This window comes from Desulfobacterales bacterium, assembly GCA_030066985.1.
Taxonomy (GTDB): domain Bacteria; phylum Desulfobacterota; class Desulfobacteria; order Desulfobacterales; family JAHEIW01; genus JAHEIW01.
Genome location: JASJAN010000057.1, coordinates 1 through 12,648, shown reverse-complemented (window position 1 = coordinate 12,648; position 12,648 = coordinate 1). Strand labels below are relative to the sequence as shown.

The 12,648-nt window shown below is 48.5% G+C and carries 13 protein-coding genes and 1 tRNA gene; all 14 read left to right on the top strand.

What is annotated here, in order from left to right; genetic code table 11:
- Positions 1-112 precede the first annotated feature (112 nt).
- A complete protein-coding gene (gene hslV / locus QNJ26_20470; protein MDJ0987929.1) occupies positions 113-643 on the top strand; it encodes an ATP-dependent protease subunit HslV in 531 nt (176 codons plus the stop codon).
- Entirely contained in the window at positions 644-2,017 is a 1,374-nt protein-coding gene (gene hslU, locus QNJ26_20465; GenBank protein ID MDJ0987928.1) for an ATP-dependent protease ATPase subunit HslU, read from the top strand.
- A gap of 99 nt (positions 2,018-2,116) precedes the next feature.
- Entirely contained in the window at positions 2,117-3,013 is an 897-nt protein-coding gene (gene argB, locus QNJ26_20460) for an acetylglutamate kinase (GenBank protein ID MDJ0987927.1), read from the top strand.
- Positions 3,010-4,200, top strand: coding sequence for an acetylornithine transaminase (locus QNJ26_20455; GenBank protein MDJ0987926.1), 1,191 nt, complete (start codon positions 3,010-3,012; stop codon positions 4,198-4,200). Before argB ends, QNJ26_20455 begins: the two co-directional genes overlap by 4 nt.
- A 157-nt stretch (positions 4,201-4,357) precedes the next feature.
- On the top strand, positions 4,358-5,272 hold the full coding sequence (gene argF, locus QNJ26_20450; protein ID MDJ0987925.1) for an ornithine carbamoyltransferase: 915 nt from the start codon (positions 4,358-4,360) through the stop codon (positions 5,270-5,272).
- 191 nt (positions 5,273-5,463) lie between these two features.
- Positions 5,464-6,666, top strand: a complete 1,203-nt coding sequence (locus QNJ26_20445; GenBank protein ID MDJ0987924.1) for an argininosuccinate synthase — start codon at positions 5,464-5,466, stop codon at positions 6,664-6,666.
- A gap of 78 nt (positions 6,667-6,744) precedes the next feature.
- Positions 6,745-8,130 (top strand): argininosuccinate lyase, encoded by a 1,386-nt coding sequence (argH, locus tag QNJ26_20440; protein ID MDJ0987923.1) that lies wholly within the window; start codon positions 6,745-6,747, stop codon positions 8,128-8,130.
- Positions 8,131-8,206: 76 nt separating this feature from the next.
- Positions 8,207-8,629, top strand: coding sequence for a hypothetical protein (locus QNJ26_20435; GenBank protein MDJ0987922.1), 423 nt, complete (start codon positions 8,207-8,209; stop codon positions 8,627-8,629).
- Positions 8,630-8,768: 139 nt separating this feature from the next.
- Positions 8,769-10,031: a diaminopimelate decarboxylase gene (lysA, locus tag QNJ26_20430; protein ID MDJ0987921.1), complete on the top strand. Its 1,263-nt coding sequence runs from the start codon at positions 8,769-8,771 to the stop codon at positions 10,029-10,031.
- Positions 10,032-10,242: 211 nt separating this feature from the next.
- Positions 10,243-11,067, top strand: a complete 825-nt coding sequence (dapF, locus tag QNJ26_20425) for a diaminopimelate epimerase (protein ID MDJ0987920.1) — start codon at positions 10,243-10,245, stop codon at positions 11,065-11,067.
- Between the two features lie 105 nt (positions 11,068-11,172).
- Positions 11,173-11,670 (top strand): 2-amino-4-hydroxy-6-hydroxymethyldihydropteridine diphosphokinase, encoded by a 498-nt coding sequence (gene folK, locus QNJ26_20420; GenBank protein MDJ0987919.1) that lies wholly within the window; start codon positions 11,173-11,175, stop codon positions 11,668-11,670.
- Positions 11,667-11,933, top strand: coding sequence for a hypothetical protein (locus QNJ26_20415; protein MDJ0987918.1), 267 nt, complete (start codon positions 11,667-11,669; stop codon positions 11,931-11,933). The genes folK and QNJ26_20415 overlap by 4 nt, the downstream gene beginning before the upstream one ends.
- An 18-nt stretch (positions 11,934-11,951) precedes the next feature.
- Positions 11,952-12,509: a CDP-diacylglycerol--glycerol-3-phosphate 3-phosphatidyltransferase gene (gene pgsA, locus QNJ26_20410; protein ID MDJ0987917.1), complete on the top strand. Its 558-nt coding sequence runs from the start codon at positions 11,952-11,954 to the stop codon at positions 12,507-12,509.
- A gap of 52 nt (positions 12,510-12,561) precedes the next feature.
- Positions 12,562-12,636: transfer RNA gene (locus tag QNJ26_20405), tRNA-Gly, on the top strand.
- Positions 12,637-12,648: the final 12 nt, after the last annotated feature.

The following is a 12,648-nucleotide window of genomic DNA, read 5'->3' as shown; positions in this document are numbered from 1 at the left end:
GCAACGCTTTAGATCATAATAAGATGCTGTTGCCGTTAAGCACAATAGGCAGATATCAATTTGATCGAAAGCATTGAAACTAGCCTACCAGTCAACTGATTCGAGGAACACGATGGAAATGCACGGAACGACTATTTTAGCTGTCAGGCACAAGGGTAAAGCGGTGGTTGCCGGTGATGGCCAAATTACGTTGAACAACACAATTATCAAGCATCGGGCAAAAAAAGTCAGAAAGATATATCAGCAAAAAATAATTGTCGGATTTGCAGGTGCCACGGCTGATGCCTTGAATCTATCTGAGCGCTTGGAGCATAAACTTGAACAGTATAATGGAAATCTGACCCGAGCAGCCGTTGAATTGGCCCGGGATTGGCGAACCGATAAATACCTGAGGCGTCTTGAGGCGCTGATGGTTGCCGTGGATGCAAAACAAATGTATCTGATTTCGGGCAATGGCGACGTTATTGAACCGGATCAATCGATCATTGGAATTGGATCCGGGGGTGTTGCCGCCCAGGCTGCAGCACTGGCATTGGTAGAGCATGCGGGACTCGATGCACGCCAAATTGTAGAAGCCGCCATGAAAATTGCGGCATCGATTTGCGTGTTTACCAATGCGCAGATCTTGGTAGAGGAACTCTAAATGAATCCGTTAAAGCCCTCTGAAGTGGTCAAAGAACTGGATAAATACATTATCGGCCAGGATAAAGCCAAGCGATCAGTTGCCATTGCGTTGCGCAATCGGTGGCGTCGCCAGCAGGTTCCTGATGAACTGCGCGATGAAATTGCGCCCAAAAACATCATACTGATCGGCCCCACCGGCGTCGGCAAAACCGAAATTGCCAGACGTTTGTCCCGACTGACGGACTCACCTTTTTCAAAAGTGGAAGCGTCTAAATTCACTGAAGTCGGCTATGTGGGACGTGATGTTGAATCCATGGTCCGGGACCTTCTCGAGTTGACCATAAATACCCTCAAGTCACGGGAGCAGGAAGCGGTTAAGGATAAAGCCTGGTATGCGGCCGAAGAGCGGATGCTGGATTTGTTGTTGCCGAAATCCGGCTCAACGACCGCCGCGCGCACTGAAGAGCCCAAAGAAGTTCAATTTGAACTGATCACATCCGCAAATGAAGAGTCATCGTCAACCCGGCAAAAGCTGCGGGATATGCTGCGACGCGGCAAACTCGATAATCGATTTGTCGATTTGGATGTGGCCGATCGCAGTGGTCCTATGGTTGAGATTTTTTCAAACGTCGGCATGGAAGAGATGGGCATTAACTTCAAAGATATGCTGGGTGGGGTTTTTCCCAAAGCCACCAAGCGCCGCAAGGTCAAAGTCCCTGAGGCGATGGAAATCATGGCACAAGATGAGGCCCAGGGACTGGTGGATATGGATAAAGTTGTTAAAAAGGCCATAAAAAAAGTTGAACAGTCGGGGATCATTTTTCTAGATGAAATTGACAAGATTGCAGGTCGCAACAGTGCCCACGGTCCAGATGTATCCCGGGAAGGCGTGCAGCGAGATCTGCTGCCGATTGTTGAAGGATCCACCGTGACCACCAAATATGGACCTGTAAAAACCGATCATATTTTGTTTGTGGCCTCCGGGGCTTTCCATACCGTCAAGCCCTCTGATTTAATTCCGGAGCTGCAGGGCCGTTTTCCCATTCGGGTTGAGCTGGATGCGCTCGGCAAAAATGAGTTTATCCGCATTTTAACAGAGCCCAAAAATGCGCTTTTACTGCAGTACATCGCCTTATTAAGGACAGAAGGTTTGGATGTTGCTTTTGAAGACGATGCTGTTGAAACCATCGCCAAAATTGCCGAAGAGGTGAATAATCGCACCGAAAATATCGGTGCCCGCAGGCTGCAAACTGTTATGGAAAGGCTGCTGGAAGACGTTCTCTTCCAGGCACCGGATGTTCCTCAGAAACGCCTGGTGATCTGCAAGGATGATGTGGAATCCAAGTTGAAAGAAATCAAAGATGATGAGGATTTGAGCCGTTATATCCTGTAAAGCGGCACACTTCGCAGAAGGCGAATTTTCTTTTCAGAAAAAGTTCTATTGATATCGATCCGCTGTTTTAGTTCAAACGATTATCGGGGTCAATAAGCCATGCCGAAAAACACCCATGAACCGAATCCCAATGTTGCTGATATACTCATTGAAGCGCTGCCGTATATTCGACGCTTTTATGGTATGACGATTGTGATCAAATATGGCGGACATGCCATGGTCGATGAGCAGCTTAAACAGGATTTCGCCCGCGATATTACATTGCTGAAGTTTATTGGTATCAATCCGGTGGTGGTGCACGGCGGCGGGCCTCAGATAAATTCGGTGCTGGACCAAATGGGCATTCGGCCCCAGTTTGTGCGTGGCATGCGATTGACCGATGAGCGCACCATGGATGTGGTTGAAATGGTCTTGGGCGGTAAAGTCAACAAAGCGATCGTTCATCAAATCAATCAGCAAGGGGGCAAAGCCGTCGGGTTAAGCGGCAAAGATGGCGGGCTGATACAGGCGAAAAAGCTTAAAATCGTGCAACAGCCCGACGTCAATAAACCGCCTGAAATTATTGATCCAGGGCTGGTCGGGGAGGTCACGGGCATCAACTCTGAGATCATCGATAAGCTCACCCAGCAGGGCTTTATTCCCATTATTGCCCCGGTGGGCGCCGGTGAAGCCGGGGAAACCTTCAATATCAATGCGGATCTGGTGGCCAGTCGCATTGCGATGGCGCTCAAAGCCGGTCGGCTTGTTTTACTTACCGATGTGGATGGCGTGCTGGATAACGACGGCCGTCTGATCAGCTCCATCGATGCGCATCAGATTAAAAAGATGATTGATGATCAGGCGATATCCGGGGGAATGATCCCAAAAATTGAATACGGTTTGCGTGCGATTGAAAATGGTGTTGAAAAAGTTCAGATTATCAATGGCACTCAGCGACATTCAATTTTGCTTGAATTGTTTACCGACAGCGGCATTGGAACGGAGGTGACGGCATGACCGCAGCTTTAATGCAACGCGCCGATCAGGTTATGGCGGCCACCTATCAGCGGTTTCCAGTTGTTTTTGAAAAAGGCAGCGGGTGTCGCCTCTGGGATACAGACGGGCGATCTTATATGGATTTTGTTGCCGGAATTGCAGTGTGCAATCTGGGCCATGCCCATCCGCGCATCAGCGATGCTGTCAGTCGACAGATCGAAACGCTGTTGCATGTATCCAACCTTTACTACACCGTACCCCAGATCGATTTGGCGGCCTGGTTGGTGGAAAACAGTTTTGCGGATCGGGCCTTTTTCGCTAACAGCGGTGCCGAAGCCAATGAGGCTGCGATAAAATTGGCGCGTAAATATTTCAAAGACCGCGGTGAAAGCGAGCGCTTTCGAATCATTACCATGGAACGCTCCTTTCACGGGCGCACTCTGGCGACTTTGTCGGCTACCGGACAGGAGAAAATCAGAAAAGGGTTTGATCCGGTATTGGCGGGCTTTGATTTTGTGCCCTTTAATAACATCGAGGCGTTGCGTGCCAGCATAAATGCCGCGACCTGTGCCGTTATGCTTGAACCCATTCAAGGTGAAGGGGGGGTTCGTTGTCCGGATGAACACTATTTAAAAATGGTCCGACAGCTCTGTGATGAAACCGGCACACTACTTATTTTTGATGAAATTCAAACCGGAATGGGGCGCACCGGACAGCTTTTCGCCTATCAGCATTTTGGTGTCGAGCCGGATATTATGACCCTGGCGAAGGCCTTGGCCAACGGCTTGCCCATTGGAGCGATGTTGTCGCGCGAAGCGATTGCGGCTGCCTTTTCACCCGGTGCTCACGCATCGACTTTCGGCGGAACCCCCATCGTTACGGCCGCGGCTCTGGAAGTGTGTAAAATGCTGCTGGACGGCGGCGTTATCGAAAAAAGCAGAGCTGCCGGGGCTTATTTCAGAAAGCGACTGCAGGCGTTAAAAGACCGCCATAGTGTCATCAAAGATGTGCGCGGGCAGGGTCTGCTGCTTGGCATGAAACTAAAAATTGACGGGGCGCCGATCGTAAAGCAATGCATGCAAAACGGTTTTTTGATCAATTGTATCCAGGATCGCATTTTGAGATTTATTCCGCCTTTGATCATCACCCAGGAAGAAATTGATCAGCTTGTTGATTGTCTTGACAAAATCTTCGCTGATATTGCATGAGGAGAGATAAGAATTAAAAATGTTCAGCATTCGAATTAATTTGGCACAAATATAAAATAAATGATGCATTTGCACATGCCTACTGTATATATTTCGTTAGATGATTCTCATCTATTTTCATGCACTTTCAGCTATGGGATAAGATGGAGGTATAGGGATGACCAAACATCTGCTGACACTGGCCGATATGGCCAAGGACGAATTTGAGGCCTTTTTCAAAAGGGCGGTTGAGCTCAAGGAAAGACAGCAGAAAGGCACCGCTCAAGCATTGCATGCCGGCAAAAGCCTCGGGCTTCTGTTTGATAAACCATCGACCCGCACCCGGGTTTCATTTGAAACGGCGATGGTGCAATTGGGCGGCTCACCGTTATTTATCAGTTCCAAAGATACCCAAATGTCGCGGGCTGAGCCTATAAAAGATACCGCCAGGGTGCTTTCACGTTATCTGGATGCTTTGGCCATTCGCACCTTTTCTCAAACAACGATCGAAGAATTCGCGCAATTTTCGACCATACCGGTGATCAATGCGCTAACCGATGCCTATCATCCCTGCCAGGTTCTGAGTGATTTGCTAACCGTTATTGAGCATAAGGGGTCTGTTGATAATTTAAAGATTGCCTGGATCGGCGATGGTAACAATATGGCGCAATCTTGGATCAATGCCGCTGCCGTTTTGGGTTTTGAGCTGTCTTTGGCTTGTCCGCCGGATTATTTTCCGGAAAAACAGATTGTCGACAGGGCCAAAAAGAAACCAGCAGCGCGCATAACACTCGGCTCCGACCCTGTCGCTGCCATCAAAGATGCGGATGTGGTCAACACGGATGTCTGGGCCAGTATGGGGCAGGAGGATGAGCAGCAATCCCGCAAGAAGATCTTTGCGCCATTTCAGGTCAATGCAGCACTTATGAAAAAAGCAGCCGAAGATGCGATTGTGCTGCATTGCCTACCGGCCCATCGCGAAGAAGAAATTAGCGAAGAAGTTTTGGAAGGCCCTCAGTCTGTTGTTTGGGACCAATCCGAGAACAAGCTTCATATGCACAAAGCGATCCTAGATATCTTAATAAGTCAATAGAATTTATCTAAAGAAAAGCAACGCTTATTCTTTCGATGGTTGTAAATTCATACAGCGCATGTTAATCGGGTTGAGCCCGTAGGCCCGTTAGCCGGTCTGCCCGTAAAGAAAAAAAGAATTCATTTTTAAATTAAACCGGCTCAACTGGTTCAACCGGCTAAACGGGATAACCGGAAGCGGAGGTGACTATTTTGACGGATCAAATCAACAAAGTGGTTCTGGCCTATTCCGGAGGGCTGGATACTTCGGTCATTTTAAAGTGGCTGATTGAAACCTATCACTGTGAGGTGGTGACATTTTCTGCGGCTATCGGTCAGGAAGACGATCTGGAAGAAATCAGGGAAAATGCGTACAATACCGGTGCGACCAAGGCATATATTGAAGATCTGACGGAAGAATTTGTCAGCGAATATGTATTTCCGGCTTTTCGTGCCAATGCCATTTACGAGGGCCAGTATCTGCTGGGAACCTCTTTGGCCAGGCCGCTGATTGCCAAGCGCCAGATTGAGATTGCGCATCTTGAAAAAGCTGAGGCCGTCAGTCACGGTGCCACCGGTAAAGGTAATGATCAAGTTCGATTCGAGCTGGGTTATCTTTCCCATGATCCGGGTATCCGTATTATTGCACCCTGGCGGGAGTGGGACCTGAATTCACGCACCGCTTTAATGGAGTTTGCCGCTCGACATGGTATCGCAGTTCAGGCCACCCATGATAAACCCTATAGCACGGATTCCAATTTGCTGCATATCAGTTATGAAGGCGGTATACTTGAAGACCCCTGGGCTGAGGCGCCCGAAGACATTTTTACGCTGACGGTTTCACCCAAACAGGCACCGGACAAAGCCGAAGTCATCGAGTTGACATTTCAAAAGGGCAATCCGGTTGAGCTAAACGGTAAAAAGCTAACTGCGGCGGAAATGCTTAAGGCCTTGAATTCTTGTGGCGGTCAACACGGTATCGGGCGGGTGGATCTGGTTGAGAATCGTTACGTGGGCATGAAATCCCGCGGCGTTTATGAGACGCCTGGCGGTACGATTTTGCGTGCTGCCCACATGGCAATGGAATCCATTACACTGGATCGTGAGGTTGTTCATCTGCGGGATTCGCTAATCCCCAAATACGCGCAGCTGATTTACAATGGTTTCTGGTTTGCGCCTGAGATGAAAGTGTTGCAAAACATGATTGACATGACCCAGCAAAATGTATCCGGAACCGTACGTCTTGAATTGTATAAGGGCAACTGCCGGGTTCTGGGCCGCAAGTCAGATCGATCCCTTTATCGGGAAGACTTTGCTACCTTTGAAGACGATCAGGTCTATAACCAGAAAGATGCCGAGGGCTTTATTCGCTTAAACGCGCTGAGATTAAGAATTCAAAAACTGATCGAAAAATAAAATTATCGAATCGGACAGAATAAGTGCCCGATCCTAATAACCAATAACCAACAACTATTAACCAATATCGTTATTGCCATGTCAGAAAAGCTGTGGGCCGGAAGGTTTAAAGAAAATACCGCTGAAATTGTCGAAACCTTTACTTCTTCCATTGATGTGGATCGGCGACTGTATGCATTTGATATCCAGGGCAGTATTGCGCATTGTAAAACGCTGGCAAAGGCTGGCATCATCACATCTAAAGAAGCCAGACAATTGACGGCGGGTCTTAAAAAGGTCGAAAAAGAAATTGAAGCGCATGCATTTGACTATCAAGCGGCTTTGGAAGACATTCATATGCATATCGAATCGCGGTTGGCGGAGATCGTAGGCCCTGTTGCCCAGAAACTGCATACCGCCAGGAGCCGCAATGATCAGGTGGCGTTGGACGTTCGTCTATATCTAAAAGATGCCGTCGCCGTGATCATTGGATTGATGGGCCGCTTGCGCAAAGCGCTGGTCCGGGTTGCCAAACGGCATGTTGAGACCGTGCTGCCGGGTTACACCCATCTGCAGCGAGCCCAACCGGTTCTGCTGGCGCATCATTTGCTGGCGTATTACGAAATGTTTTCAAGAGATACGGAACGCCTGAACGATTGTTTGGTTCGCATTGATGTCATGCCGCTGGGCAGCGCAGCGCTTGCGGGCACTTCCCACCCGATCGACAGAAAATATACCGCCGGATTGCTCGGTTTTAAAAAAGTTTCGGCCAACAGCATGGATTCAGTGGCCGATCGCGATTTTATGATCGAATTTTTATCTGCGGCCAGTATTTGCATGATGCACCTCAGCCGGCTTTCAGAAGAACTGATCCTCTGGTCCTCAGCTGAATTTGACTTCATCGAACTGCCAGATGCATTTGCCACCGGCAGCAGTATTATGCCGCAGAAAAAAAACCCCGATGTTGCCGAACTGATCCGAGGCAAAAGCGGTAGCGTCTTTGGCAACTTGATGGCGATGCTAACCATCATGAAGTCTTTGCCACTGTCATACAATCGCGATATGCAGGAGGACAAAGCACTTCTTTTTGATGCTGTTGATACCCTGAGCGCCTGTGTCGCCATAACGGCTCAATTGCTGCCCAAGATCAAATTTAATAAGCGCCGCATGCAAGCGGCGGCTGAAATGGGTTATCTCAATGCCACCGATTTGGCCGATTACCTGGTCACCAAAGGCATGCCTTTTCGGAAAGCACACCATTGTGTCGGCCAGATTGTCGGTTACGCCATTCACAAGCGCAAAGAAATTCTTGCACTTTCACTGGCGGAATTGCAGCAATTTTCAGACCTGATTGAAGCAGAGATATTTGATTTTCTGGAAACCCAACAAATGATCGACCGGCGGGCCACGATCGGCGGTACAGCAACCCGGTCCGTCAAAGCAGCTGTCAAAGCAGCTGAAAAGCAGCTGCAAAAAGGTGCCTAACGGAAAAAGATTGTTTAGATCCGCCCCCATACAGACGAGTGTTTATCCCCATCGCCTCTTTCGGGTGTGTCTGCTTATGGCACTCGCTGTTTTAAGCTGTGTGTGGCAGGGCTGCGGTAAAAAGGGTCCACCACGGCCACCAAAGCGCCCTTTGCCCCCGGTGGTTCAAGATTTGCGACACACGCTTAAAAACGATGTGGTCGAGCTCAGTTGGACGCTCCCGAGCACAGCAGGCGGCAACATTGCTGAGCCGGCGACAATTAAGGTGCTGCGTGCCACCCAAACCGGCCAGGAAATCGGCTGTGAAGAATGTCCGCTTCGTTTCGAAATTGTGGCTGAGATTCCAGTCCATGCGAAGGCGTCTGATAAATCAGGCCCTCGGAGGCTTCAGTACAGCGAGATAATCGATTCCGGCTATCGCTACATCTATAAAGTCATCCTCTTTGATGAATACGGATACAGTGGCAAAGCCTCCAATAGCGTTAAATTCGACCATTAACCGGATTGAATCGTCATTGAATCAGATGGCATTCGTTATCTGTTATGAGTTATGGGTGTTGAAAAACTAAATTTTTCGCAATCCAACATCGGTCGATCAACACATAACGAATATCAAGCTGCGTTTACTAGGAAACAGCATGCATCACTTTACCTATCGGGAAAATCAATTGTTCTGTGAAGATGTTCCGGTGCAAAGGATTGCTGACAAAGTGGGCACACCGTTTTACTTGTACAGCCATGCAACCTTGACTCGCCATCTTACAGCTTTCAAAGAGGCTTTTGAGAAAATCGACTATCTGGTTTGCTTCTCTGCCAAAGCCAATACCAATTTGGCGATATTGAAACTATTTGCTGCCGGTGGATGTGGTCTTGACATTGTTTCAGGCGGAGAGCTGTATCGTGGACTGCAGGCGGGGTTTGCGCCGGAGCGGATTGTCTATTCCGGTGTTGGCAAACGCATAGATGAAATTGACGATGCCCTTAAAGCGGGCATCTTAATGTTCAACTTGGAATCAATTGACGAGCTCAAACAGATTGACCAGCGGGCCGCCGCATTAAACCGACAGGCAAAAGTTGCCATTCGGGTCAATCCGGATGTCGATCCCAAAACCCACCCTTACATTTCGACAGGTCTCAAAAAAAATAAGTTTGGCATCAACACCGAAGCCGCCATTGAAGGATATCAGTTGGCTTCTAAACTCGAGCATATTGATGTCATCGGCATCGATTGCCATATCGGCTCGCAGATAACTGAGGCCGGGCCATTTGAGGATGCGCTTAAAAGCGTTAGAGCATTAATGCTGCGCCTCAAATCTGAACTGGGCATCGACATCCGATATATCGACATGGGGGGTGGCCTGGGCATTACCTATGGCGATGAGAGCCCGCCATCTTTATCTGAATATGCCAAAGCTTTTTTAAAGCACCTTGAAGGATCGGCAGTTACGCTCGTTTTGGAACCGGGCAGGGTATTGGTTGGCAATGCCGGTATCCTGGTAACACGGGCGCTCTATAAAAAATCCGGCCCGGACAAAAAATTCATCATTGTCGATGCCGGTATGAACGACTTGTTACGTCCGACACTCTATAATGCCTTTCATGAAATCAAGCCCGTCGTGCGCACAGCGGCATCGCCAACTGTCGCCGATGTTGTCGGGCCGATTTGTGAAAGCGGTGATTTTCTGGCAGCAGATCGCCGTTTGGCCGATGTCGAAGGGGGTAACCTTCTGGCTGTTATGAGCGCCGGCGCTTACGGCTTTGTCATGTCTTCAAATTACTGCTCACGCCCGAGAGTTGCGGAAGTGATGGTCAAAGATGACCAGTTTCATGTCGTCAAGCAAAGAGAAACATACGAGGATCTCGTTCGAGGGGAATCGCTGCCGCCTTTTTTGAATGACTAGTACCGGTGGTTTCAGGTGTCGGGTGTCGGGTGTCAGGTGTCAGTCCTTCGGTGGCCAGCTTTGAGCCTTTACTATTCAGTAGCAATCACGGACGAATTTTTAAAATATTCTGATTTCAATCATGTTTTTACTGACACCTGAAACCTAAAGAAAACCGTGTTGTTAAATAAAATGAACCACATGAGTGTTGACCACAAACATAGGAAGAGGCATGAACCCAATCCCATTTTACAAGATGAGTGGGGCCGGCAATGATTTTATTATCATCGACAACCGCGACCACAAAATCAATGACGATGATTTAACCGGCTTTATCAGCGAGGTTTGCCGGCGCAAAATGTCGGCCGGGGCTGATGGGCTCATTCTAATTGAAACCTCAGAGCGGCATGATTTTCGCTGGCGGTTTTTTAATTCCGATGGCAGCAGAGCTGAAATGTGTGGCAACGGCGCGCGCTGCGCCGCCAGATTTGCCCATATTACCGGTATTGCCGGATCCACGTTGACGTTTGAAACCGATGCCGGTTTGGTGAGCGCCCAGATCGATAAGGAGCGTGTTAAAGTGCAGATGCCGGATCCTTCGAACCTTAAACTGGACTATGCGCTGAAGTTGTCGAATATTTCTTTGGAGATCAGCAGTATCAATACCGGTGTGCCGCATGCGGTGGCTTTTGTAGAGCAAGTTGATGATCTGGATGTGGTTGCGCTGGGGCGTGAAATTCGCCACCACCATACCTTTGCACCGGCCGGGACGAACGCTAATTTTGTCGAACACCGTCAAGGTAACGCCATTAAAATCCGGACCTATGAAAGGGGAGTGGAAGACGAAACCCTGGCTTGCGGCACCGGTGCAATTGCCAGTGCCATTATTTCAGCAAGCCGCTTTAACCTGCAACCACCGGTGGAAGTAGAAACCCGCAGCGCTTCGCGGCTGACCATTTATTTTGATGTTGCCGACGGCCAGTATCAGCATATTTACATGGAGGGCGATGCGCGCCTCATCTATACGGGTGAGCTTCAGCCGGATGCCTGGAGATAGAATCACCGATTTGTCTTACGCAAAGCCGCCAAGTTTTAGAAACAGCCTATTCTTGATATTTTCTTTACGTTTTAGTGGCTTGGTGTAAGGTTTAGGCTTATCCCAATGGCGATACACATTGTATATATATCGGTGGGCTCCAATATGGGAGACCGGCTGCAGAATTGCCGACAGGGAATTACGACGCTCACCCGTGGTGCCAAATCTCGTGCTATTGCGCAATCACGTGTTTATACAACCGAACCGGTGGATTATAAAAACCAAGACTGGTTTATCAATATGGTGGTTAAGCTTGAGACCGCACTGGATCCATTTGAACTGCTCGATCAAATTGAAAAGGTGCAGCGAGCAGCCGGCCGCAAGCGCGACGTGATTCGCTTTGGCCCTCGGGTTCTGGATTTGGATATCCTTTTGTATGATGATCGCATCATTGAATCCGAGCATCTGATCGTGCCGCACCCGCGGATGCATCAAAGGCGTTTTGTCTTAAAGCCAATTTGTGATATAGACCCAACTATCCTTCATCCGGTCTTGCACCAGAGCATGCAATCATTGTTGGATCAGCTGGGGGAGGATGAGCAAAAGGTGATTGAATATCAATGATCAAATTTTTAATACTTTTCGTTGTGGGCTATTTGCTGTACCGCTCAGTGCGAACTTGGATGTTTCCCGACACCCGGCCGAAGGAAAAGGTTTCCGATCCCGCTGGCAGGCAGATTGATGATGTCATGATCAAAGATCCGTTTTGTGACGCTTATTTTCCACGGCGCAATGCCATCCATCTGAAATTCAATGGACATGATATTTATTTCTGCAGCACGTCCTGTCGGGACCAATACATTGCCCAGCATTCAAAAGAAACCTAAGATGCAATTGAGAATTTTATGGCCACCTTCCAAAACTTAATCCGAGGACCTAATCTGTTAACGCTGTTTAGAATCGCAGCCGTGCCGATTATTATTATTTTGATGCTCTTTCCTAACCGATTCAGCGTTTTTATGGCGGCTTTGGTGTTCAGCGCCGCCGCCATTACCGATTATTTAGATGGTTTTTATGCTCGCAAAAGAAACATGGTCACCACACTCGGCAAGGTGATGGACCCGGTTGCCGACAAACTGCTGGTTTCATCGTCTTTTATTATGCTGGCCGCTTTGGATTGGGTACCGGCCTGGATGGCTTGTATTATTATCGGCCGCGAATTGGCCGTTACCGGTTTGCGCAACATTATTGCCGAAAAGGGCGAGGATCTATCCGCATCTAATTTGGGTAAATTTAAAACCGGCTTTCAGATCGCTGCGATTATTCCTCTGATGATCCACTTTCCATTTCTGGGGCTCAATGTGCAGGCCATTGGCCATTTGTTTTTATGGGGAGCACTGGTGTTCACGATCTGGTCGGGTGCTGATTATTTTATTCGCTCCAGAAGTCTTCTGGAAAGTTGAACTTTTTATTGACAAAAGCTTGTTAACTGGCTAAGAAATAACGTTTACAAGAGCGGGAATAACTCAGTGGTAGAGTGCGACCTTGCCAAGGTCGAAGTCGCGGGTTCAAATCCCGTTTCCCGCTCCATTTTTTTTGGCG

Coding starts and splice junctions, on each gene's coding strand:
- QNJ26_20455 (MDJ0987926.1), top strand. CDS start 3,010: ATGACCGCAGCTTTAATGCAACGCGCCGATCAGGTTATGGCGGCCACC.
- lysA (MDJ0987921.1), top strand. CDS start 8,769: ATGCATCACTTTACCTATCGGGAAAATCAATTGTTCTGTGAAGATGTT.
- QNJ26_20415 (MDJ0987918.1), top strand. CDS start 11,667: ATGATCAAATTTTTAATACTTTTCGTTGTGGGCTATTTGCTGTACCGC.
- argB (MDJ0987927.1), top strand. CDS start 2,117: ATGCCGAAAAACACCCATGAACCGAATCCCAATGTTGCTGATATACTC.
- argH (MDJ0987923.1), top strand. CDS start 6,745: ATGTCAGAAAAGCTGTGGGCCGGAAGGTTTAAAGAAAATACCGCTGAA.
- dapF (MDJ0987920.1), top strand. CDS start 10,243: ATGAACCCAATCCCATTTTACAAGATGAGTGGGGCCGGCAATGATTTT.
- folK (MDJ0987919.1), top strand. CDS start 11,173: ATGGCGATACACATTGTATATATATCGGTGGGCTCCAATATGGGAGAC.
- hslV (MDJ0987929.1), top strand. CDS start 113: ATGGAAATGCACGGAACGACTATTTTAGCTGTCAGGCACAAGGGTAAA.
- QNJ26_20435 (MDJ0987922.1), top strand. CDS start 8,207: ATGGCACTCGCTGTTTTAAGCTGTGTGTGGCAGGGCTGCGGTAAAAAG.
- pgsA (MDJ0987917.1), top strand. CDS start 11,952: ATGGCCACCTTCCAAAACTTAATCCGAGGACCTAATCTGTTAACGCTG.
- hslU (MDJ0987928.1), top strand. CDS start 644: ATGAATCCGTTAAAGCCCTCTGAAGTGGTCAAAGAACTGGATAAATAC.
- argF (MDJ0987925.1), top strand. CDS start 4,358: ATGACCAAACATCTGCTGACACTGGCCGATATGGCCAAGGACGAATTT.